This is a genomic window from Niabella soli DSM 19437 (assembly GCF_000243115.2).
Taxonomy (GTDB): Bacteria; Bacteroidota; Bacteroidia; order Chitinophagales; family Chitinophagaceae; genus Niabella; species Niabella soli.
In genome coordinates this window covers 1,210,080-1,231,734 of the sequence record NZ_CP007035.1, presented here as the reverse complement: position 1 = coordinate 1,231,734, position 21,655 = coordinate 1,210,080, and the positions used below count along the sequence as shown (strand labels likewise).

Genomic DNA, 21,655 nt, shown 5'->3' with positions numbered 1-21,655 from the left:
ATTATGACCTTTTTGTTTAAAACCCCTTAGCGTTTCCATTTTAAGCGCAGGCTATTGCTTACTACGCTTATGCTGCTGAGCGCCATGGCAGCCCCGGCAATCATCGGGTTTAAGAGGAATCCATTTACCGGGTACAAAATACCTGCAGCTACCGGGATGCCGATGATATTATAGATAAACGCCCAGAAAAGATTTTGCCGGATAGTGGCCACCGTTTGTTTCGACAGCCGGAGCGCTTCGGGTATTTTTTTGAGGTCGGAGGAGATCAGGGTCATGCCTGCAACATCCATGGCAATATCACTTCCTTTGCCCATCGCGATGCCAACATCCGCCAGCGCCAGCGCCGCGCTGTCATTAATGCCATCTCCGGCCATTGCTACGATCTTCCCCTGTTGTTGCAGTTCTTTTATAAAATCGGCCTTTTGAGCGGGCGTAACTTCAGCACGGTAAGAGGATATGCCCGTTTGGGCGGCAATAGCTTTGGCCGTAGCCTCATTATCGCCGGTAAGCATGTATACCTCAATCTTCGCTTGTTTTAATTGTGCAATGGCTTCAGCCGTGGTTGCTTTGATCTGATCCGCAATGGAAAATACTGCCAGCACTTTCTGCTCATTCGCAAACCAGATCACCGTCTGCGCCTGCTTGCTCCACTCGTCTGCTTTAATCAAAAAATGATCCGGTATGTTAATGGTGTGCTCTTCCAATAATTTTTGATTGCCTACATAATAGGTGCTCCCCGATGCTGTGGCCTTAGCCCCCCGGCCGGTAATGCTTTCAAACTGCGTAATGGGCGTTGCCGCTGTTTCATTATAATAAGCAACGATGGCCGCAGCCAGCGGATGCTCCGATTGTTGCTCGATGCTATACAGCACCTGTTGCAGGTAAACAGTATCCGCCTCCCAGTAACTATTGGTAACGGCCGGTCTGCCTTCGGTAATCGTGCCGGTTTTATCCAAAACAAGGGCATTCACTTTTTTCGCTAGTTCAAGGCTCATCGCGTCTTTGATCAGGATCCCCTTTTCGGCTCCTTTGCCGATCCCCACCATAAGTGCGGTAGGCGTCGCCAATCCCAATGCGCAGGGGCATGCAATCACCAATACTGTTGCAAATGCGATCAGGCCCTGGGTGAGCCCGTTAGCGCCTCCCCAGATCACCCAACTGGCTAATGCCAGCAATGCAATTACCATAACAACCGGTACAAAGATGGCTGCTATTTTATCCACCAGTTTTTGCACGGGGGCCTTACTTCCCTGGGCCTCCTGCACCATCCGTATAATTTGCGCCAACAGGGTGTCCGAACCGATTCCTTCGGCTTTGAAACGGAAGCTCCCTTTTTGGTTAATGGTGCCTGCAAATACTTTGTCTGCTTCATTTTTAATAACGGCCAGGGGCTCGCCGCTCAGCATACTTTCATCTACATAAGAGTTTCCTGCGACTACCGTTCCATCTACAGCGATTTTTTCACCGGGCTTTACCAGCAGCAGATCGCCTTTGGCCACCTGCTCAATGGGTACTGTTACCTGTTCTTCGTTTGCTTTGATAATAGTAACTGTTTTGGGTTGCAAACCCATCAGTTTGCGTATGGCGGCTGATGTATTCCCTTTTGCTTTTTCCTCTAAAAGTTTGCCCAGCAGGATAAAACAAATAATAACTGCCGCGGCTTCAAAATATACATGCGCTGTTAGCCCATGTGCGGCCCAGTAGCCGGGAAACAAGGTGTTGAATACGCTAAAAAGATAAGCGGTGCCCGCACCCAGGGCTACCAGTGTGTCCATATTGGCGGAACGGTGTTTGGCTTGCTTCCATGCGTTAATGAAAAAATCTTTCCCAAAATATAAAACAACGGGTGTTGACAAGGCCCACATGATTTCATTGGCATAGGGTATATGCATAAAGAGCATGGCAATAATCACTAAGGGCAGGGTGATGATCGCAGCGCCCATCGTTTTATTTTTGAGCCCCCGGAATTTTTTAGCATGAATAGCTTCAAGGGATGTTGTATTTGTTTTGTCTTCCAGGAACAGATCATATCCAATTGACTGCACGGCCTGTTGCATATCCTGAACGGTTACGGATCCGGGCTGGTACTCCACTGCCACGGAACCAGATGCGAAATTTACAGAGGCATTGATGACGCCTGGCAATGATTGGATCATGCTTTCTACACTAACGGCACAGGAAGCACAGGTCATTTCCAGTACGGGGATGTTTTGCTTAATGGTGTTCGTGTCTTTTATTGTTGCTGTGCTCATAATAAATCGGTTTAATAAATTATAACACAAAGTTCCGAACCTTAAGGGACGGAACTGTTACACCATTTCTCCTTTGTTTTATAATATTTCGGTTGCTTAATCTATGTTAACCGAATAAAACAAGAGTAATCGTAATTTTGGGAAAAGGAAAACGGCAAATGGTCAATGGTGAAAAGTGAATAGGAAGTAGCGCGTTGGGAATTATACTGCAAAACAAGCGATCTGCCTTGCGCGTTAAGCATTCAGCGTTCTTCTAAGTATACTAATAAAACAAATTATGAAATATCAGCTTGAAAAACCAGTAAATGCCGGAATCGGCTCAGCAAAATATCAATGTACGATCACCTGGCGCAATGGCAGTTTTATTGCAGATGAGCCGGAATCGAAAGGCGGCCGGGACCTGGGACCAGATCCGTTTACCTTACTGCTGGCTTCCCTTGCATCCTGCACGTTGATTACGTTGAAAATGTATATCGAACGGAAAGGCTGGGCTATCACTGAAATAAAAGTAAATACCAACCTGTACCAGGAAATAAAAGAGGGAAAAATCGTTACGGTAATTGACCGGGATCTTTATTTTACGGAAGCGGTGCCGGATGAGCAAAAGGTGCGGCTGCAGGAGATCGCCAAGGCTTGTCCCATCTCAAAGATTCTTGAAAACGATATCAGGGTGCGCACTTTTATGAAAAAAGACGGCCCCGAAGAGAAGAAGATTTTATACCGGAATGACGACATAACTGTTGTATGGAAGCCCGGACTTTGTGCCCATGCCACCCGCTGCTGGAAAGAATTGCCCCAGGTGTTTGACCCGAAAGTAAAAAAATGGATCAATGTGGATGGAGCTCCGGCTGATCGGATCAGAGAGCAGGTAGCGCGCTGCCCCAGTGGCGCACTTTCGATAGTGGAGGCTGGATCCTAGTTTCTGGATTTCTGAATCGATGATCGAGTATCAAGCATCGAGTATCAGGTCCTTACACTTTGTCCAGCGGCTTACGTTTTTCCTCGCGGATGTTCTTGAAATGACTTGGCGTAAAACCGGTCACCTTCTTAAACTGGTTGCTTAAATGTGCCACGCTGGAATAATGCAACTGGTAGGCGATCTCGCTTAAGGATAATTCATCATACACCAGCAATTCCTTTACCCGCTCAATTTTCTGGTTGATAAAATATTTTTCAATAGTAGTGCCTTCTACCTCGGAAAAAAGATTCGACAGGTAGTTATAATCGCGATGTAATTTTTCGGACAGATAATCCGAAAGGTTCACTTTCAGTTCTCCGTCCTGGTGGTGCACCAGCGCGATAATTTCCTTTTTGATGGTTTCGATCAGCCGGCTCTTTTTGTCGTCGATCAATTCAAACCCCAGTTGGTTCAGCTCTTCTTCCAATTGCTGTTTTTCTCCTGGGGTAATCGTACGCTCGAGCGTAACCTCTCCCAGGTCAACGTTTTTTACCGGGATGTGTAAATGCGTCAGCGCAGTATTTACCGCCATTTTACAGCGGTCGCAGACCATGTTTTTTATATAAAGTTTCATTATTGTGCATAAAATTAACAAAAACGCATCTTATGCACAGTGCTTTGTTTCTTAAGTTGCACCACTTACATTTGCAACCCAATTATTTTAAAAAATGGATACTAAATATATACATCAAATTGCTGCAGATCTGAGCCTGGCGGTGAAGCAGGTAGGTAATGTGGACCAGTTACATGCCGAAGGCGCTACCATACCCTTTATCAGCCGCTATCGTAAAGAGGCAACCGGTAATATGGATGAGGTACAGGTAGCATCGGTGATCGATAAAATAAAATATTATGACGAGCTGGAGAAACGGAAAGAAACCGTTTTGAAGACTATTGAAGCGGCCGGCAAATTAACCCCGGAATTAAAAAAACGGATTGAGGACTGCATTAGTGCAACCGAATTAGAAGATATCTATTTACCCTACAAACCCAAACGCAAAACAAGAGCTTCTGTGGCTATTGAAAAAGGCCTGGAACCCTTGGCGGATATTTTATTTGCGCAGGGCGCAGCAAATGTATCCGGTGAAGCGGCGAAATATATTAATGAACAGGTGAAAGATGAAGCGGATGCATTGCAGGGCGCGCGGGATATTGTGGCGGAACGGATCGCAGAAAGCGAATCTGCCCGAACATTAGTGCGTTCACTGTTTGCTGAATCTGCATCAGTGGCTTCACGGGTGTTGACCACAAAAAAAGAGGAAGAAGAAGCACAGAAATACCGCGATTATTTTGAATTTAAAGAGCCCTTATCCAAATGTCCTTCGCATCGCATCCTGGCGATCCGCCGTGGGGAGAAGGAAGGCTATCTGATCATGGATATTGCCATTGAAAAAGATTCGGCAATTGGTGAATTGAAAAATGAATTTATTAAATCATCGAATGAAACATCCGCACAAGTGGGGTTGGCCATTGAAGATGCATACGGCCGCTTGCTGAAGCCCGCTATTGAAACGGAGTTTCGTATGAACAGCAAAACAACTGCCGATGAAGAGGCGATAAAAGTGTTTGCAGAAAATTTACGACAGTTATTACTGGCGTCGCCACTGGGCCATAAAAGAGTCCTGGCCATTGATCCCGGGTTCCGGACCGGTTGTAAAGTAGTTTGTTTAGATGAAAGCGGCACTTTTATGAAATACGAAACCATATTCCCGCATCCGCCGCAGAACGACTGGCAGGGCGCCACCCAGGCGATCAAACGCATGGTGGCTGCTTATAATATTGACGCGATCGGGTACGGCAATGGCACAGCGAGTAAAGAAACAGAAAAGCTGGTGCGTGGCATCGATTTCGGAAAACCGGTTTCTATTTTTATGGTGAATGAAAGCGGCGCTTCTATTTATTCTGCCAGCGAAGTGGCCCGCGAAGAATTTCCTGACGAAGATGTTACCGTGCGCGGGGCGATCAGCATCGGCCGCCGGTTACTGGATCCGCTGAGTGAACTGGTAAAGATCGATGCCAAAAGCATTGGCGTAGGTCAGTACCAGCACGATGTAAATCAGAACCGGTTAAAAGATAGCCTGGACCAGGTAGTGCAAAGTTGTGTAAACTATGTAGGAGTAGATGTGAATACAGCGAGCAAACATTTGCTGCTGTATGTTTCGGGTTTAACGGCAAGTACCGCAAAAAATATTGTGGAGTATCGTACCAAAAACGGTGCGTTTAAAAGCAGGGAAGAATTATTGAAAGTGTCCATGCTGGGGCCAAAGGCTTATGAGCAATGCGCCGGGTTCTTGCGCATCCCGGATGCTGTCAATCCACTGGACAACTCAGCGGTGCACCCCGAAAGTTATGCGATCGTGGAAACAATGGCCGGCAATTTAAATTGTTCGGTAAACGACCTGATTTCCAGTGCGGATTTAAGAAAAGGAATTAAAGCCCGGGATTTTGTAACGGAAACGGCGGGGCAATACACCATTGAAGATATTTTGAAAGAATTGGAAAAACCCGGACGCGATCCACGGGCGGCCATTGAAGAATTCCGCTTTGCAGAGGGGTTAGCTACAGTAAGTGATCTGAAAGCAGGAATGAAGGTGCCTGGTATTGTAACGAATATTACCAACTTTGGCGCTTTTGTAGATATAGGCGTAAAGCAGGATGGCCTGGTGCATGTATCGCATTTGTCGAACCGTTATGTCAGCGATCCTAATGAGGTGGTGAAGCTGAACCAGAAAGTGGAGGTAACCGTTCTGGAAGTGGATGTGGCGCGGAAGCGGATATCGCTGAGTATGAAAGATGCTGCGGCAACTGCAACCCCGTCAAGACCAGCAGGAAGCAATAATCGCCAGCAGCCGGCAAAAAATAATCAAAATAATCCGAAAAACAACTTCCAGTCGAGCCTGGATGCGCTCCGGAAAAAGTTTGCAGATTCTTAAGAAAATGTTTTTATGCAGCTCAAATTGTTTCTGACTAAAGCAATAAACGTTCATATGAGGATAGCGTCGTTCATCTTTATTTGTAGCCTGGTCTGTTCGCCGGCTATCGGGCAAAAGGTTGTGGAACCCAAGGCGCTTGCGGAATGGTCGGAGCCCTTTGCTCCATTCCGGATCGTTGGGAACCTGTATTATGTGGGCACAAAGGAACTGGCCTGCTACCTGGTTACAACGCCCGACGGGAATATACTGGTTAATACAGGCCTTGCGGCCTCATTGCCTTTAATAAAAGCCAATATTGAAGCCCTGGGCTTTAAATTTACAAATATCAAAATACTCCTGACCAACCAGGTTCATTATGATCATGTAGGTGCCATGGCAGCCATTAAAAAACAAACCGGTGCTCTGATGATGGTGGATGCAAAAGATGCGGCGGTACTGGCCTCCGGCGGTGCGTCGGACTATGAAATGGGGAAATATGGGACGACTTTTGCTCCTGTAAAAGCAGACCGTTTGCTGAAAGATGGGGATACGGTATCCCTGGGCGGAACGCATTTAAAGTTATTACATCATCCCGGTCATACTATGGGGTCCTGTAGTTTTATGCTGGATGTAAAAGACAACAACAAAACCTATCGCGTATTGCTGGCGAATATGCCTACTATCATAGTTGACCGGAAATTTTCAGAGGTGGCAGGGTATCCGGGAATCGCGTCCGACTATGCCTATACTTTTTCAGCAATGAAGAGGCTGTCCTTTGACCTGTGGGTGGCCGCACATGCCAGTCAATTCGATCTGCAGCAAAAACATCCGCTCCATAGCAAATATAATCCCGGCGCGTTTGCCGACAGAAAGGACTATGACGCTGCCCTTGCCGATTTGTATAAATCGTACCAGGCGAAAATAATGCAGGACAAGTAATTCACAATCCACTGCCTGTAATGTGGGGAAGCTTTTCCTCCGGTAAACCTTTTCCCTTTATTTTTGTATATTATTCAAATTAAATCTATGACTGAAGGTATTGCAGCAGAAAGAGTAAAGTGTTTAATTATAGGCTCGGGGCCGGCGGGTTATACCGCGGCAGTTTATGCGTCACGTGCCAACCTTAACCCTGTTTTATACCAGGGTATTCAGCCGGGCGGTCAATTGACTATCACAACTGAAGTGGAGAATTATCCGGGGTATCCGGACGGGGTACAGGGCCCTGAAATGATGATCGATTTTGAAAAACAGGCCAAGAGAATGGGCGCCGATATCCGGTTTGGCATTGCCACAAAAGTTGATTTTTCCAGTCTGCCTCATAAGGTATGGATTGATGATGAAAAACTGATCGAAGCGGATGCTGTGATCATTTCCACCGGCGCCTCTGCCAAATGGCTGGGTTTGTCCAGTGAAGAACGCCTGAATGGGTTTGGCGTAAGCGCCTGCGCCGTGTGTGATGGCTTCTTTTTCAGAGGAAAAGAAGTGGCCATTGTAGGGGCGGGAGACACTGCGGCGGAAGAAGCACTGTATCTTTCCAAATTGTGCACTACCGTTCATATGCTGGTGCGAAAGGAAGCCATGCGCGCCAGTAAGGTAATGCAGGATCGGGTGTTGAGCACGCCGAACATCAAAGTGTATTTTAATACCGAAACCGAAGAAGTATTAGGGGATAAAACGGTTACGGGGGTACGGGTAAAAAATAATAAAACCGGTGCAACCCAGGAGATCGCGGTCAATGGATTTTTTGTGGCGATCGGTCATGAGCCCAACTCCGCTATTTTTAAAGCGTTCCTGGATATGGATGAAGCAGGCTATATAAAAACCATCCCGGGTACGTCCAAAACCAATGTTGAAGGCGTTTTCGCAGCAGGCGATGTGCAGGATAAGATCTATCGCCAGGCGGTAACCGCTGCCGGAAGTGGCTGTATGGCGGCCCTGGATACGGAACGTTATTTAGGCGAAAAAGGGATACATTAGTAATAATATTGATAATGTCGCCGGAGGCGACAGAAAGATGCTGCGAAACTATAAGTTTCGCAGAGCTGGGCCGGGAGGGTGGAAAGACGGTAGGTAAGAAATGAAAAAACTTCCCGTCTTTCCGACTTCCCGGCTAATCATTTGGAGCCCTGCTTTAGCCTGCTCAGCAATTTAATTTATATAATTTTACACTTGAAAAGCAAATAACAATGTCTCAGTTGATCACCATCCGTTTAGAGCAATTGCGCTTTTTTGCCTATCATGGCCTGTATGCCGGGGAAAAAAAAGCCGGCAATGAATTTGAAATGAACCTGGCTGTTTCTTTTGCGGCAGCAGCAGGTATCATTTCCCATATTCATGATACGCTCAATTATGCGACAATTTACGATATGATAAAAACAGAAATGCAGCAACCGCGGGAGCTGCTGGAAACCTTTTTGACCGAGCTGGCGGAACTATTGAAAAGCCAATTTCCAGAGATCAAACATTTGCGGATGAGCCTGTATAAACTTACGGTGCCAATAGAGAATTTTTCAGGCAGGGTGGGCGTGGAGCTGGAACGAACATTTGTTGGGTAGTTTCTCAAAATAAGCTTTTCTTTTAGGAAAACATTTGACCAGTGTAAGCCCTATTTTTAAATAGACTGATAATATTAGTAGCTGATTTGTAATTCATTCGTAAAACAAAAGGATTTTTATAAAATAATTGTTTCCCGATTGGGAAATATGTATCTTTGGTGAAAATTACGGATGAAGCCAACCTTTGAAATCGAATTATTACCTGAAGCTGTTGAGTTTTTAGAAGTTCTCGACGAGAAAACCAGAGAGAAAATTTATTATAACATTAGAAAAGCTCAGTTTGTGAATGATAACGAACTTTTTAAAAAACTTAATGACTTTATTTGGGAGTTCAGAACCTTGTACAACAGTAAAGCGTACCGACTTTTTTCTTTTTGGGATACGACCTACGAAAAACCAGCTTTGATTGTAGCGACACATGGGATTTTGAAAAAGACGCAAAAAACGCCGGCTAAAGAAATAAAGCGGGCAGAAGAAATTAGAAAACAATATTTAATCAATAAGATTAAAAATAAATAATTATGACAACCAATAGATTCAAAACTGTTTCCCTTGATACAATGATCGATAAGCACATTGGCAAACGTGGAACGGAAAAACGTGAGGTGTTTGAAAATGAGTTGCGAATTGACTTATTAGGACAAGCCATTAAGCATGCCAGGAAAGAACGAAATTTAACGCAGGAACAATTGGGCGATTTGGTAGGTGTGCAAAAAGCCCAAATATCAAAAATTGAGAATAGCGTAAAAAACGCGAGATTTGAAACAATCTTAAAAGTGTTTGACGCATTGGGCGCAAAAGTGAATTTTAATGTGGAGTTGAATAATAAAAATTTAGCTTGTTAACCATGCGAAAAGTAATTGCAGCAATCAATATGACAGTGGACGGCTTTTGCGATCATACGGCCGGCGTCCCGGATGAAACCCTGCACCAGCATTACGCCGATCTTTTAAATGATGGCGGCGTTATTTTGTACGGCAGGATCACCTATCAGCTTATGGAATACTGGCCAACCGTGTTGAAAGATCCCACAGGTAATAAAGCGATGGACGCATTTGCGGTGGCCATTGACCGAATCCCAAAAATTGTTTTTTCCCATACGCTGAAAGAGGTGGACTGGGCAACTGCAAGGATCGCAAAGCGAACTTTGGAAGATGAAATTGCAGCACTTAAGCAGGAAACCGGCGGTAATATTTTAGTGGGCAGCCCGGGGCTGATCGCAGCCTTAACAAAACTTAATTTAATAGATGAATACCAGCTTTGTGTGCATCCTGTTGTTGCAGGAAAGGGTTTGCCGTTGTTTAAAAATATAAACGAAAAAATTCTTCTTAAACTTGTAAGGACAAAAACCTTTGCTTCCGGAAGCGTAATACTTTACTATGAACCGGGGCGATCTTAAGCGAAGATGTCTAAGAAGTATTTTTAACCGCAAAGGTGGCAGAGACATCCCCCCGGTCTATCCTAAATGCTCTTCGCTGAAAGCCAGCGGCAGCAGGTCTTTTACCGTATTAATGATATAAACAGGCCCTTCCATTCCGGATAACAACAGGCGAATGGGATTGCCGGAACGTTTCTCATATTCCGAAAGAGCCTGCCGGCACATACCGCATGGAGAGATGGGCTGATCATTCTTACCGTTTAACGAATGATAGCTTACCGCCAGTGTTGCAATAGGCTCGTCTGCATATTGGGTGCCAACGGTAGCCAGTAGTGCCCGTTCTGCACAAATTCCCACGGGGTAAGAAGCATTTTCCTGGTTGGTCCCGATCACCGTGCGGCCGTTTGCCAGTTTTGCCGCGCAGGCTACATTGAATTTCGAATAGGGTGCATAGGATTTTTTAGTGGCCTTTCTTGCCTGTTGCAATAATGCAGCGTCTTCGTCGCTCAGGTCTTTACTGTCGGGCACCTCTTTATAGGAGAATTGAAATTTTTTTTCTTTCATCACTCTTTATCATTAGCCTTAAAGATAATAAGATTTTGCTGTAGGAAGTCGGATTTGAAAAAGCGTGGAGATAAAACAATTATGCGCAACTATGGGTAAGCATCATTGAGATCAATACGTAACTGGTGGTAAAAAGGGTCATTAAGATTCTTTCTGAATTACCTTAATTCCTAAATGATTAAAAATGTTTGCTGTGTATGGGGCGGGGTTACAGATAATTTTACTGAACAATCAACTGCGCCCTTCTCAGATTATCGGTGCATTGCAATATTTTTTGTTTTAAATTCTCTTTGAGGTCCTTATGGTTTTGCATAAATACCTGTACGATCGCATAGGCTGATTTTGATTGATAACTGCCAAAGCTCGACTGGAGCCAGTTTCCAGGGAAAAAGATATCCCCTGTTTTTTGTATTTCCGGTAAAAGCTCCAGCGTTTTGGTCAAATACGGCTCGGCAGAGGGCTGGCGCAGAGGATGATGCAGGTAAAGGAGCGCAGTTCCTACAGCCGATTCGTTGGTACGGTTCTCTCTCCGGGAAAGACCGTTAAAGAACCGGGCGCGGACCGCCGTGTCGAATGACAGGGCCGGCATAATGAGCGCAAATCTTTTTTTTCTATCTGGATTCTCTATGCGTTGCAATTGCTGTTGCAGTAGATCGGGCCAGGCTTTTCGCAAAGCCAATGCAAAAGCAAGGCTGGTATAATCTTCTTCTTTTAATACTACTGAAGCCGGAGGTTTTTGCAAATGCCATATCTCGTATAATTGTTGCTGTGCCGGCACGGTTTCAAAAACATCCTGGTAACATTTGAAAAGGATCTTTTTGCTATTAGGGCTTTTTTGTTTTTGCATCGCCTCCCAAATGAGCTGCTCCAGTTTGCCTGCCCGTTTTTTCCGGGTGGCGGGCGCCAGAAAATTCCAGTAAATGGAACCGATATAGCCGGTTAGCAACTGAAGATTTAGTTCCACCGTTTCCTGTCGCAAGCCGGAAGCAAATAAGTCAAGAAGCGCCTCTGCTTTTTTATACCTCCCGTTGAGCATATTCTCATAGAGGTTTATATAGGCCGATGCACGGCTTACGTTGTCTTCAATCTTAAACAAGCGCGGATACATGGCGGTATCAACCGGCCAAACGCCATAGCCGGTTCCCGAGGCATTAAATTGTATGAACAGCGGTTGTTTTCTTTGTAAGGCCCGGGGAATTTCCTGGGAAGAAAGACTGTCATTTACGATTAATGAACGTACCAGTCCGGGATAATAAAAGCTGATATCAAAAGATTGACGCCAGGTCCGGCTTCTGCCGTATTCCGGCTTTTGCCGGATGGAAAAATTGCTGACCTGTCCGTTTTCATATTCAACCGCATAGTCAACGACCGGCCGCCCGGGTTCATTTACCCAGACCGTATTCCAGGTGTTAAGATCTGCCGGGGTGTATTGTTCCATGATACGGATCAGGTCGGGCCATGCCGCATTGCCATAGCTATATTTCTTTAAATATTCGCAAACGCCTTTCTGAAAGGCGGCGGCGCCCATCAGTTGCTCCAACTGCCGCATCATGACCGGGGCCTTATGGTAAATAATATTGCCATAAAGCGTTCCTGCATTTTCCAGGTTATCCAGTGGTTGCCGGATAGGGTTAGCGCCGGGTGTACGGTCTGTTGCATAAGCATAGGGGAGATGAGTGGTGAGGAACTGCAGCGCAAATCCCTGTTTGTTTTTGGGGCTGGCATTGGCCTTATCCGCCATAAAGTTGGCAAACACTTCTTTCATCCATACATCGGTAAACCAGCTCATCGTAACGAGGTCGCCAAACCACATATGCGCCACTTCGTGCGCCAGCAACTGTGCCCGGCTATTGATTTGTCCTTCGGTTGCTTCTTTGTTCAGGAACAATGATGCGTTTTGAAGCAGCACCGCTCCGGGATGCTCCATGCCGCCGAATTGAAAGTCGGGTATGGCCACCATCCCATGTTTTTGAAAGGGAAAAGGAATGCCGGTCCACTGTTCGTAAAACAGAACTGATTTTTTATAAAGATCAAAGACCGCAGGCAGGCTGTTATTGATCTTTTCTTTATCTGTTTCCCTGTACAAAAACTCTATGTCTTTGTTTCTCCATTTTTGTACGGCACGATTAAACCTGCCGGCAGCAAAGGAGAAAAGATAGGTGGGGAGTTTGTCGGTCGCTGCAAAATGCAATGTTTTATAACCGCCGTTTAGTACGGAGTCGGTTAGCACGCCATTGGCAATGCCCGTCCAATCTTTTGAAATAGTCAGGCTCAATTGGAATACGGCTTTCAGGTCGGGCTGATCAAAACAGGGAAATACGGTACGCGCCCGGTCGGGAACAAACAGCGTATACATGAAATCATCCCTGCGGTTTAAAGCAGCGTTGCCGGCAATAAAATCAATAGTTATCAGATTGGCGCCTTCTTTTAAAAAGGCAGACTCAATAATAATATGCTCATTCTCGCAAACTACCGCCACCGGCTGGTTATTGATAATTATTTTTTTTATTTTATCCGGCGCTTCCTTAAAATCAAGCTGCAACAAGTTTCTTTTTTTTGAGCTATAGGAAAAACGGATCGTTTCTTTCGCCTGGATCTCTTTGTCTTTTTCGGCAGGTACCTGGAAATGGAGCGTATACCGGATATCTTTTAAAATAGTTTTTCTGTGGGCGGCAAGGGAATCCGTTACGCCTTTCCTCATGATGGTTTCCGGAGCCCTATTACGGCAGGAAACAGCGATCAGTACCAATAAAAAAAAGGCGGCAAACTTATAGTTCATAAACACAAATATATTTATTGTATTGCTGATTTTCTACCGGGACAACAGGGAGGATGCATAAATTTAAAAGATTGCCACGAATCCTCCAGAGGCGGACACAGTTCCATGGTTCTGCGTTGCAGCATGATTTAAGGATACAACGAAATTTTTTAAACCATAATTTGTCCCGCACAGCGGGATAGATACATAGGATATATAGATAACAGGGACATAAAAACACATTAGCTATGTTCCCCGCCATGGCGGGGATTCTATACCGCCTTAAACGCCATGATTTCCACTGTGGCTATGTGGTTTAAAATCAGTCTAAACGATTTCGTTGTACAGAATCCCATGCGCCGTCGGCGTTATTTGTGTTCATTATTTTACGGATAGATTAATCATTTTATTCTTGCCTGCCCGGATGGTACAGGCGGGCATTCGTAGCTTAACCAATTTATGCGTTCGCCCTGCCGGGACAATCGCTTAAAATATTTTGTCGTTACTTTAAGGTGGAATTAATAATAAGTTATGAGTTGGGTAAACGAAGTTCGGGTTCTGGGGAATGCTTACGCGGAACTGGTACCAATGGAACAAAAGCATTTTGAGGAATTATATCTTGCCGCAAACGACGCGCGCATTTTTGCCTTTATGCCTTACAAAGGCGATAGCCCTGAAGCTTTTCGTTTCATGTTTGACAAGACAATAACGCTTAAACAAAAGGGGCAGCGATGTCCTTTTGTGGTCTTTGACAAAAAAACGGCGATGGTCGCCGGCACAACAAGCCTTATCGATTTTGATGCATCAAACCACAGGATTGAAGTAGGCGCTACCTGGCTACACCCGAACTATTGGGGGAGCGGACTGAATGAAGCCTGCAAGCTTTTATTATTCACCTATTGCTTTGAAACCCTGAAGGTGGTCCGGCTTCAATTAAAAACAGACGAAAATAATCAGCGTTCCCGGAAAGCCATTGGCAAAGTGGGCGCGCGGTTTGAAGGGGTGCTGCGCCATGACATGATCCGCAGTGATGGCACAAAGAGAAACTCGGCTTACTTTAGTATTATTGATGACGAATGGCCAGCAGTAAAAGAACATTTAAAAAAGCGACTTTCTTAGATCAATAGTAATTACTTTTGAAAAAAAATATAATGCTGCGATTCTTGCGTTTGCTTCCGGTGCTTTTCTTATTAAGTGTTGTTAAAACAGGATCAGCACAGCAGCAGCCCAATATCATTTTTGTTTTGGCGGATGATATGGGTTATTCTGATCCCGGTTGCTATGGCAACCCGGTCATTCAAACGCCTTTTCTGGACAAAATAGCTCGTTCGGGATTTATGTCCACCAATTATATAGTAAGCAGCCCTTCCTGCACTCCCTCACGCGCTTCGCTGTTAACAGGGCGTTATGCTTCCCGGTATAATCTTCCGGACCCCATTGGTCCCGGATCCAAACTCGGCTTGCCGGATGCCGAAGTAACGATGGCAGAAATGCTGAAGGCCGCTGGTTATAAAACAGCAATGGTGGGTAAATGGCACCTGGGAGATCAGCATGATTATAATTATCCTACCGGGCAGGGCTTTGATCGTTTTTATGGGATGCTGTACAGTCAGGATTATCGCGCCCCCTATGTAAAAACCGATACCGTGATCAAGATCTTTCGCAACAGGACCCCGGAAATTTTTAAACCGGAAGATTCAACGCTTACCCAGTTATATACAAAAGAAAGTATAAAGATCATAAGAGAGCAGCGGCCGGGCCAACCGTTTTTCTTATACCTTGCTTATAATATGCCCCATTTGCCCGTGTATTATGCCGCGCAAAAGCAACACCTGAAAAATAAGGCTGGCGGCGCATTGGGAGCAGTAATTACTGAAATTGATGAAAGCATTGCCGCGATCTGGAAAGTACTTGGGGAGAAAAATTTGCTGAATAACACCGTCTTTATCTTCTCCAGTGATAATGGCCCCTGGAGCGATTTTCCGCCCCGGATGTCGGGCGATGGAGTTACGCAAAAAAATCACGCAGGAACGGCTGGTATTTTTCGCGGTGCCAAAGCAATGTCCTATGAAGGCGGTGTGCGGGAGCCGTTTATAGTATATTGGAAAGACAAAATACCGGCAGGCTTAAAATCTGCGAGTGCGATCAGTAACCTGGATATTTTGCCTACAATAGCCCAATGGGCAAAAGCGCCGTTACCCAAAGGAAGAACCCTGGATGGCCAGGATATAGGGATGCTCCTGACGGGAAAAACAAAAGAGGGGCAATTTAGACACCGGCCCATTTTTATAGTAAATCATGGTAAACCGGAAGCGGTAAAAGTAGGCAATTGGAAATACAGGGAAGCGCCGGATTGGCATCTGCAGTCCACGGATGAACTGATTCCCGCTACAAAGGAGTTGTTTGATCTGGATGCCGACCCGGCGGAACGGACGAACCTTATTAAGGCAAATCCTGAAAAGGCAAAAGAGCTTAAACAGATATTCGACTCTTTTCATGGTATGACAACTAATTGATGACTATCTTATAAAATGTTTTAACCGAAAAATTTAATTATGTATCAATCCTTGCTTCGTTTCAATTTTTGCCTCTTGTTGTTTGCTGCGGCGCTTAATGTTACTGCCAAAACAACCACTAATCATTTTTCCGGCACTGCTGCGGCCGATTCTTCTCAGTTGATTGGCCGATGGGATATTACTATCGATATGGATGGAACGCCTGCGCCGGCCTGGCTGGAGGTAAACCTTTCCGGCAACCGCGCACTCGTGGGGTCGTTTATGTGTATTGTTGGCAGCGTGCGCCCTATAGCGCACGTTCATTATACCAATGGAAAATTTCACTTCGCCATTCCGCCGCAATGGGAAAAAGGAGACGGGGATTTTCAGATCAGCGGCGCCCTGGCGGGCGATGGTATTGAAGGCACTATTGTAACGGCCGAAGGAAAACAATATAACTGGAAAGGCGTCCGGGCGCCCTGGCTCGACCGCACTAAGGCACCCGTTTGGGGAACTCCCATCGCTTTATTTAACGGTAAAAATTTAGAAGGCTGGCGGACCTCCGGTACTACCAATCAATGGATCGTGAAAAACGGCGTTTTGACAAGCCCCCATTCAGGATCTAATTTGATCTCTGAAAAAAAATTCACCGATTTTAAACTACATGTGGAATTCCGTTATCACAAAGGCAGCAATAGTGGCGTGTACCTGAGAGGGCGCTATGAAACGCAGATAGAAGACAGTCCGAAAGATAAGCATCCCGATAGTCATTTGTTTAGCGGTATCTATGGCTTTTTAACGCCTACTGTTATTAATGCTTTAGGGCCAGATCAGTGGCAGTCTTATGATATAACACTGGTAGGAAGAATGGTAACGGTTGTGGCAAATGGTAAAACGGTGATCTGCAACCAGGAAATACCCGGCATTACCGGCGGCGCGCTGGACAGCGATGAGGGAGCGCCCGGCCCCATCTATATTCAGGGCGATCATGGCCCCATCGAGTTCAGAAAAATTGTGATCACACCGGCTAAATAAAGCAATCAAAAAAATATTTAAACAGGTAGTTGCGGGAACGCTGATACCTGTTTTTTTATGCACGATTTTTCCAATGAGATAATGAGCCGGAATCGATTTTATTATTGCCTTTCAATGGGTCGCCGCTACGCGGCTTCTGTGTTTCCATGACAAAGGCTACCTAATCAACTTTTAACTTCAGATCAACTTTTTTCTTTCTTTTAAACACCTTCCATCGCGGGCCCTTTTGAATAATGGAGATGGCTTTTTCGGCCGTAGCAGTATCAGGGGTTTTGATAATGGTAAAATTTTTCGGAATGCCTTCATCTACATCAAATAGTAAATGCAGTTCCCTATTAGCGGTGGCATTGTTAACGCCCATTTTGGTAGCAAGATTGTTGTAAAAAAGATCCCAGCCTCCCTGGGGGTATGGTGATTCCTTGTAAGAAAGTGTATCAACCTTTACATTCGCCAGGGCTCCCGTAGCGCTTCTCTTCTTTTGAGTACCATAACCTATCACCACCACATCATTCAGCGCGTTTTGCGATTCGTCAAGCCTTACGTTTATAACTTTTCCCGCGATTAGCTGTTCTGCTTTGGAATCAAAGCCCACTGCTGTAATTTTTACATTACCTATAGAATCCGGTGCCGGCAGGCGAAAGCTGCCATCGGTATTAGAAAGGGTGGCATTATGTTCTGATACCATGATGCTGGCGCCCGGAATAGGTCGCCCTTTCAGATCAAGTATTTTTCCCGAAAAAAACTGCCGGGGTGCGCCGGTGAGCAAAGTACTATTGTCGCTATAGGAATAATTCCGGCGCATAGCCAATACCGGATTTTCTGATGGCTGCAGGGAGGCTATTTCTCTTGTGTCGCCTATTGCCGGCTTTTTTAAAGGGGCTGCCGCAAGGGTGTGATCGGCAAGTGGTTCCGGGTTCGGCAACGCCAGGGTAGCGGGTGGAACGGCAGCAGGGGCGGTATGTTTTTGTATACCTGTTTTTTTGCTGGTTACAAGCTTGGGAAGTTTTTCAGTAATAGCAGCTACCTGCACAGCGCTATCCGGTTTTACCGGCACCTGCTCCGTTGTTAATGGTGCCGGAGGGGTAGCATTTTGTGCTATAGGCAACTGACCCTCTTTTACTGCTGGTTTCATAAAAAGCCATCCTGCCAGCACCATTAAACCGATCAGCACTGCGGCCGATAATCCCTGCCACCACCTGGCTTTCCTGGTTTGTATAGGAATGACGGGCGTCGGTTTGGTTTCCGTTTTTATTGCGGCAATCTGGGTTTTTATTTCAGTTAAGTGTTGTGCAGTTGTTGCAGGGGATGCCGCACGGTATCCTTCGAGTGCGTCGGCCAGCAGGGGATCGTTCAGCGCAGCTTTTTCCATCTCATGCATTTCCGAAGCGGCCATACTCCCGCTCAGGTAACGCTGAATATCCTCAAAAGTGTATAGATATGTTGGATCAGTCGGCATCTTTTTCCATACAATTTTTTAAATTTCTCCGGCCATTCTGGATCAGGCTTCGCACCCGGTTCCATTCCAGACCTGTTGATAGCGCGATCTCGTTGTAACATTTATTATCGTAATAAAACAACCGGATGGTTTTTTCCTGCTCATCCGGAAGGCCTTCCATACATTTTTCTAGTTTTTTAAACGTTTCTTCCTTCTCCATTATACTATCCAGATGCGAAAAGTCGTCGGATTGCACATTTTGTGCTTCCAGGGAAACGGTTCTGTTTTTTTTGGCCGCCCGTAACAACATCAAACAGTGGTTCTTAGCCAAAACATACAACCAGCTTTTAAAATGCTGTACTTCATGCCGTGGTAGCTTTTCCCTCAGCTCCTGGTAAATATTCATTACGGCATCTTTAGCTTCTTCGGCTTCCCCCAAATACTTCAAACATACACCATAAACCAGATCGCTGTACCTCAGGTATAAACCCGCCAACACCTCCTGATCTCCCTTCTGCTTAAACAGATCAAGAAGTTCGGCATCATTCATTGCCGCAGGAACAGGTATGGAAACAATTTTGCCCAAGCAGGAACCAGTTACAAGTCGCGATGTTTTTTCATCCGTTGCAAGTTAATTTTTTTTGCGTGCCGTCCATCATCTTTGAGTACAAATATTACGCGGCAGGACAGTTGTATAAATGATTTATTTCGATGTAAGCTTCTGAAAATTAATTAAATGTGTAACGGCCGCCGTTGTAGTTTGATTTTGGCATAATATTTAGATATTAAATATAAAGCCAGTTAATACGGTGTTAAGATGTAAACGAACTCTTGCTTTAACGCCTGTTAAGATATTATCCTGTAAAATTCATAGAACATCCTTTTTTAAGGGTGTTCTTGTTTTATAAACCTGTTTGTTTTTTATTTGCAGCATGAAAATTCTAAGTCGTTCTCAATGGATCGCATTACTGGCTGCATTGACGCTTGCTATCGGATGTTTTATGCCCTGGGCGATCATTGCATCGCAACACCTCACCATTTCGGGGGTAGATACTACCGGCACGCGATTTGGAAAACCTGCTTATAACCATTTTTTCCTGGCGGGAATTATACTGATCCTTACGTTTATTCCAAAATTATGGGCCAAACGAATGAACCTGTTATTTGGGGTATTGAATCTGGGTTGGGCCATACGTAATTTTATTCTGTTTAGCCGTTGCGAGGCCGGCGATTGTCCCGAAAGACAAATTGGCTTGTTCCTGGTGTTGATTGCTTCGGTTATCCTGATGCTTACGATCCTTTTCCCCCAAATGGAATTGAAGGAAGAAACAGACAGTTAATTTTTATCGAAGAAATATAGCAATCCAATAAGCGCCCAAAGCCGCCATCAGCCCCGCGCCACCGGTAAGCAGCATTCCGCCGAAGGCCGGGCGTCCAAAAAGTTTGTATTTCAGCAATCCTGATCCCATCAGCAGCACTACCGGAACAACAAAGAACCTCCAGTCAGGCGGAATAAATTTCAGGGCATTTAAAAGAACAACGGTTCCACCTGTCATACAACCTGCAAATATAGCAGCGGCATATTTAAAAGGCGGAAGTGGTTCTGCTGACGGCATCTTACTATTCCAGGAATCGTTCCATTCCTCATTTTCGCGCTGCGCATCTTTAATGAGCTCCTCTTTTATAAGACCGGGCACATCTAATCCTTTGTACACGTTCAATATCCGTTGCTGATGTGTATGCGAACGCTCTTCCCTTCGGGTAAAATAGCCGCCTGCGGCGAGGATCAGCGCAGTGCCCGCTACAATACATAACGAATAGCTCCATACATCAAAAGGGCGCTTTCCCAGGCCGATGAGAAAACAGTACACGGTAAGGGGGATGATAATTCCGTCAATCAACCCGATCAAAACAGAGGTGATATAGCTTTGCGACGAATCAGGCATCCAGTATTGTTAAAGAAGTTTTAATGATGGCAATACATTCATCCAGTTGCGCTTTTGTAATACAGAGGGGTGGGGCAAACCGGATCTTATCACCATGGGTGGGTTTTGCCAGCAACCCTTTCTGCATCATTTCCAAACACAGCTTCCAGGCTGCATCAGGATCAGAAGCGTTGATCTCAATGGCGTTTAACAGACCTTTCCCCCGGATGATGCGGATATGCGGGGAAGCAAGCCCTTCCAGTTGGCTGCGAAAATAAGCGCCCAGTTCCAATGCCTGTTGCGCCATATCCTCATCAAGCAATACCTCCAGGGAGGCAACGGCTGTTACGGCTGCCAGCGGATTGCCCCCATAGGTGGAACCATGCTCGCCGGGTTTGATGGTGAGCATAATTTCGTCATCGGCTAATACCGCGCTTACCGGCATCATACCCCCGCTCAGGGCTTTGCCCAACAGCACTATATCGGGGCGCACTTTTTCCTCATCGCAGGCCAGCATATAACCGGTACGGCAAAGGCCGGTCTGGATCTCATCTGCTATAAATAAAACATTAGCATCTGCGCACATTTTTTTTGCGGTGGAGAGATATCCTGCATCCGGAACAATAACGCCGGCTTCCCCCTGGATGGGTTCCACTAAAAACCCGGCTATGTTTTTTTGCTGCAATACGGTTTCCAGTGCCTGCAGGTCGTTGTAAGGAATACGGACAAACCCGCCGGTGAACGGACCAAAGTTTTTCCGGGAGGAAGGATCGCTGCTAAAAGAAATAACAGTGGTGGTACGGCCATGAAAATTCTGCTCGCAAACAATGATCACTGCTTCGTTTTCGGCAATGCCTTTTACTTCGTATGCCCATTTCCTGCATAATTTTAAAGCAGTTTCCACAGCTTCAACGCCCGTGTTCATAGGCAACACTTTATCATAGCCCAACAGCCCGGTAATAAATTTTTCAAAAGCGCCCAGTTGGTCGTTATAAAACGCGCGGCTGGTCAGCGTTAGCCTGCGGGCCTGTTCAGTAAAGGCTTCCACGATCCTGGGGTGGCAATGGCCCTGGTTCACGGCAGAATAACCACTTAAGAAATCGTAATACTTTTTCCCATCAACATCCCATACAAATACGCCTTCGCCTTTTGATAGCACAACAGGCAGGGGGTGATAATTATGGGCACCATGGGCTTCTTCAAGATCGATAAAATACGCGCTGGTATTTTGAGCAATTGCAGACATATACAAAAATTAAAGCGAAATAGTAAAAAGAAAATAATAAAAAAAGCAGTTAACCGCGGGAGTTACGTCAGTGGTTCAACAGATCAAGATGCTGTCGCAGGAAGGATAATTGTTTACTGCTTACTTTTTGCATGCCGCCAAG

20 protein-coding genes are annotated in these 21,655 nt (G+C 45.5%); 12 read left to right on the top strand and 8 right to left on the bottom strand.

Annotated elements, in window-relative coordinates; all coding sequences use genetic code 11:
• Positions 1-26: 26 nt before the first annotated feature.
• Positions 27-2,252: a heavy metal translocating P-type ATPase gene (locus NIASO_RS05135; protein ID WP_008582931.1), complete on the bottom strand. Its 2,226-nt coding sequence runs from the start codon at positions 2,250-2,252 to the stop codon at positions 27-29.
• 277 nt (positions 2,253-2,529) lie between these two features.
• On the opposite strand from NIASO_RS05135, the gene NIASO_RS05130 reads away from it, so the two are divergent.
• Positions 2,530-3,171: a (4Fe-4S)-binding protein gene (locus NIASO_RS05130; protein WP_008582932.1), complete on the top strand. Its 642-nt coding sequence runs from the start codon at positions 2,530-2,532 to the stop codon at positions 3,169-3,171.
• Positions 3,172-3,223: 52 nt separating this feature from the next.
• On the opposite strand, the gene NIASO_RS05125 is transcribed toward NIASO_RS05130, so the two are convergent.
• Positions 3,224-3,784 carry a helix-turn-helix domain-containing protein gene (locus NIASO_RS05125; protein ID WP_008582933.1) on the bottom strand — a complete coding sequence of 187 codons (561 nt, stop codon included), beginning with the start codon at positions 3,782-3,784 and terminating at the stop codon, positions 3,224-3,226.
• 94 nt (positions 3,785-3,878) lie between these two features.
• On the opposite strand from NIASO_RS05125, the gene NIASO_RS05120 reads away from it, so the two are divergent.
• From NIASO_RS05120 to NIASO_RS05090, 7 genes are all read left to right on the top strand, one after another.
• The gene (locus NIASO_RS05120; RefSeq protein ID WP_008582935.1) at positions 3,879-6,143 is read left to right on the top strand and encodes a Tex family protein; all 2,265 of its coding nucleotides are present in this window, start codon (positions 3,879-3,881) and stop codon (positions 6,141-6,143) included.
• A gap of 54 nt (positions 6,144-6,197) precedes the next feature.
• On the top strand, positions 6,198-7,061 hold the full coding sequence (bla, locus tag NIASO_RS05115) for a subclass B3 metallo-beta-lactamase (RefSeq protein ID WP_025298727.1): 864 nt from the start codon (positions 6,198-6,200) through the stop codon (positions 7,059-7,061).
• A gap of 87 nt (positions 7,062-7,148) precedes the next feature.
• Complete coding sequence (gene trxB, locus NIASO_RS05110) at positions 7,149-8,099, top strand: thioredoxin-disulfide reductase (protein ID WP_008582937.1); 951 nt, start codon at positions 7,149-7,151, stop codon at positions 8,097-8,099.
• A 209-nt stretch (positions 8,100-8,308) separates the two neighbouring features.
• Positions 8,309-8,677, top strand: a complete 369-nt coding sequence (gene folB, locus NIASO_RS05105; protein WP_008582938.1) for a dihydroneopterin aldolase — start codon at positions 8,309-8,311, stop codon at positions 8,675-8,677.
• 171 nt (positions 8,678-8,848) lie between these two features.
• Positions 8,849-9,196 (top strand): type II toxin-antitoxin system RelE/ParE family toxin, encoded by a 348-nt coding sequence (locus NIASO_RS05100; RefSeq protein ID WP_008582939.1) that lies wholly within the window; start codon positions 8,849-8,851, stop codon positions 9,194-9,196.
• Between the two features lie 2 nt (positions 9,197-9,198).
• On the top strand, positions 9,199-9,522 hold the full coding sequence (locus NIASO_RS05095; RefSeq protein WP_008582940.1) for a helix-turn-helix domain-containing protein: 324 nt from the start codon (positions 9,199-9,201) through the stop codon (positions 9,520-9,522).
• 2 nt (positions 9,523-9,524) lie between these two features.
• A complete protein-coding gene (locus tag NIASO_RS05090) occupies positions 9,525-10,076 on the top strand; it encodes a dihydrofolate reductase family protein (protein WP_008582941.1) in 552 nt (183 codons plus the stop codon).
• A 57-nt stretch (positions 10,077-10,133) separates the two neighbouring features.
• Here NIASO_RS05090 and cdd read toward each other — a convergent pair whose 3' ends face one another.
• Both cdd and NIASO_RS05080 read right to left on the bottom strand, forming a co-directional pair.
• Positions 10,134-10,619 carry a cytidine deaminase gene (gene cdd / locus NIASO_RS05085; protein WP_008582942.1) on the bottom strand — a complete coding sequence of 162 codons (486 nt, stop codon included), beginning with the start codon at positions 10,617-10,619 and terminating at the stop codon, positions 10,134-10,136.
• A 220-nt stretch (positions 10,620-10,839) separates the two neighbouring features.
• A complete protein-coding gene (locus tag NIASO_RS05080; protein ID WP_008582943.1) occupies positions 10,840-13,398 on the bottom strand; it encodes a M1 family metallopeptidase in 2,559 nt (852 codons plus the stop codon).
• A gap of 510 nt (positions 13,399-13,908) precedes the next feature.
• Here NIASO_RS05080 and NIASO_RS05075 point away from each other — a divergent pair.
• From NIASO_RS05075 to NIASO_RS05065, 3 genes are read left to right on the top strand one after another with little or no spacing between them, the layout of a single operon-like run.
• On the top strand, positions 13,909-14,496 hold the full coding sequence (locus NIASO_RS05075; RefSeq protein WP_008582944.1) for a GNAT family N-acetyltransferase: 588 nt from the start codon (positions 13,909-13,911) through the stop codon (positions 14,494-14,496).
• 32 nt (positions 14,497-14,528) lie between these two features.
• Complete coding sequence (locus tag NIASO_RS05070; protein WP_008582945.1) at positions 14,529-15,893, top strand: sulfatase-like hydrolase/transferase; 1,365 nt, start codon at positions 14,529-14,531, stop codon at positions 15,891-15,893.
• A 39-nt stretch (positions 15,894-15,932) separates the two neighbouring features.
• On the top strand, positions 15,933-16,907 hold the full coding sequence (locus NIASO_RS05065) for a 3-keto-disaccharide hydrolase (protein ID WP_008582946.1): 975 nt from the start codon (positions 15,933-15,935) through the stop codon (positions 16,905-16,907).
• 160 nt (positions 16,908-17,067) lie between these two features.
• On the opposite strand, the gene NIASO_RS05060 is transcribed toward NIASO_RS05065, so the two are convergent.
• Complete coding sequence (locus tag NIASO_RS05060) at positions 17,068-18,363, bottom strand: carboxypeptidase-like regulatory domain-containing protein (protein WP_008582947.1); 1,296 nt, start codon at positions 18,361-18,363, stop codon at positions 17,068-17,070.
• Positions 18,353-18,928 (bottom strand): RNA polymerase sigma factor, encoded by a 576-nt coding sequence (locus NIASO_RS05055; protein WP_025298726.1) that lies wholly within the window; start codon positions 18,926-18,928, stop codon positions 18,353-18,355. The genes NIASO_RS05060 and NIASO_RS05055 overlap by 11 nt, the downstream gene beginning before the upstream one ends.
• Positions 18,929-19,274: 346 nt before the next feature.
• On the opposite strand from NIASO_RS05055, the gene NIASO_RS05050 reads away from it, so the two are divergent.
• Positions 19,275-19,682, top strand: coding sequence for a hypothetical protein (locus NIASO_RS05050; protein ID WP_008582951.1), 408 nt, complete (start codon positions 19,275-19,277; stop codon positions 19,680-19,682).
• 3 nt (positions 19,683-19,685) lie between these two features.
• Here the strand turns inward: NIASO_RS05050 and NIASO_RS05045 are convergent, their stop codons facing one another.
• Positions 19,686-20,288 (bottom strand): hypothetical protein, encoded by a 603-nt coding sequence (locus NIASO_RS05045; RefSeq protein ID WP_008582953.1) that lies wholly within the window; start codon positions 20,286-20,288, stop codon positions 19,686-19,688.
• Positions 20,281-21,513: an ornithine--oxo-acid transaminase gene (gene rocD / locus NIASO_RS05040; protein ID WP_008582954.1), complete on the bottom strand. Its 1,233-nt coding sequence runs from the start codon at positions 21,511-21,513 to the stop codon at positions 20,281-20,283. Before rocD ends, NIASO_RS05045 begins: the two co-directional genes overlap by 8 nt.
• Positions 21,514-21,655 lie beyond the last annotated feature (142 nt).

What these genes read in the sequence shown, in the direction of transcription:
- NIASO_RS05135 (WP_008582931.1), bottom strand. Translation starts at nt 2,252, where the DNA reads ATGAGCACAGCAACAATAAAAGACACGAACACCATTAAGCAAAACATC.
- NIASO_RS05130 (WP_008582932.1), top strand. Translation starts at nt 2,530, where the DNA reads ATGAAATATCAGCTTGAAAAACCAGTAAATGCCGGAATCGGCTCAGCA.
- NIASO_RS05125 (WP_008582933.1), bottom strand. Translation starts at nt 3,784, where the DNA reads ATGAAACTTTATATAAAAAACATGGTCTGCGACCGCTGTAAAATGGCG.
- NIASO_RS05120 (WP_008582935.1), top strand. Translation starts at nt 3,879, where the DNA reads ATGGATACTAAATATATACATCAAATTGCTGCAGATCTGAGCCTGGCG.
- bla (WP_025298727.1), top strand. Translation starts at nt 6,198, where the DNA reads ATGAGGATAGCGTCGTTCATCTTTATTTGTAGCCTGGTCTGTTCGCCG.
- trxB (WP_008582937.1), top strand. Translation starts at nt 7,149, where the DNA reads ATGACTGAAGGTATTGCAGCAGAAAGAGTAAAGTGTTTAATTATAGGC.
- folB (WP_008582938.1), top strand. Translation starts at nt 8,309, where the DNA reads ATGTCTCAGTTGATCACCATCCGTTTAGAGCAATTGCGCTTTTTTGCC.
- NIASO_RS05100 (WP_008582939.1), top strand. Translation starts at nt 8,849, where the DNA reads ATGAAGCCAACCTTTGAAATCGAATTATTACCTGAAGCTGTTGAGTTT.
- NIASO_RS05095 (WP_008582940.1), top strand. Translation starts at nt 9,199, where the DNA reads ATGACAACCAATAGATTCAAAACTGTTTCCCTTGATACAATGATCGAT.
- NIASO_RS05090 (WP_008582941.1), top strand. Translation starts at nt 9,525, where the DNA reads ATGCGAAAAGTAATTGCAGCAATCAATATGACAGTGGACGGCTTTTGC.
- cdd (WP_008582942.1), bottom strand. Translation starts at nt 10,619, where the DNA reads ATGAAAGAAAAAAAATTTCAATTCTCCTATAAAGAGGTGCCCGACAGT.
- NIASO_RS05080 (WP_008582943.1), bottom strand. Translation starts at nt 13,398, where the DNA reads ATGAACTATAAGTTTGCCGCCTTTTTTTTATTGGTACTGATCGCTGTT.
- NIASO_RS05075 (WP_008582944.1), top strand. Translation starts at nt 13,909, where the DNA reads ATGAGTTGGGTAAACGAAGTTCGGGTTCTGGGGAATGCTTACGCGGAA.
- NIASO_RS05070 (WP_008582945.1), top strand. Translation starts at nt 14,529, where the DNA reads ATGCTGCGATTCTTGCGTTTGCTTCCGGTGCTTTTCTTATTAAGTGTT.
- NIASO_RS05065 (WP_008582946.1), top strand. Translation starts at nt 15,933, where the DNA reads ATGTATCAATCCTTGCTTCGTTTCAATTTTTGCCTCTTGTTGTTTGCT.
- NIASO_RS05060 (WP_008582947.1), bottom strand. Translation starts at nt 18,363, where the DNA reads ATGCCGACTGATCCAACATATCTATACACTTTTGAGGATATTCAGCGT.
- NIASO_RS05050 (WP_008582951.1), top strand. Translation starts at nt 19,275, where the DNA reads ATGAAAATTCTAAGTCGTTCTCAATGGATCGCATTACTGGCTGCATTG.
- NIASO_RS05045 (WP_008582953.1), bottom strand. Translation starts at nt 20,288, where the DNA reads ATGCCTGATTCGTCGCAAAGCTATATCACCTCTGTTTTGATCGGGTTG.
- rocD (WP_008582954.1), bottom strand. Translation starts at nt 21,513, where the DNA reads ATGTCTGCAATTGCTCAAAATACCAGCGCGTATTTTATCGATCTTGAA.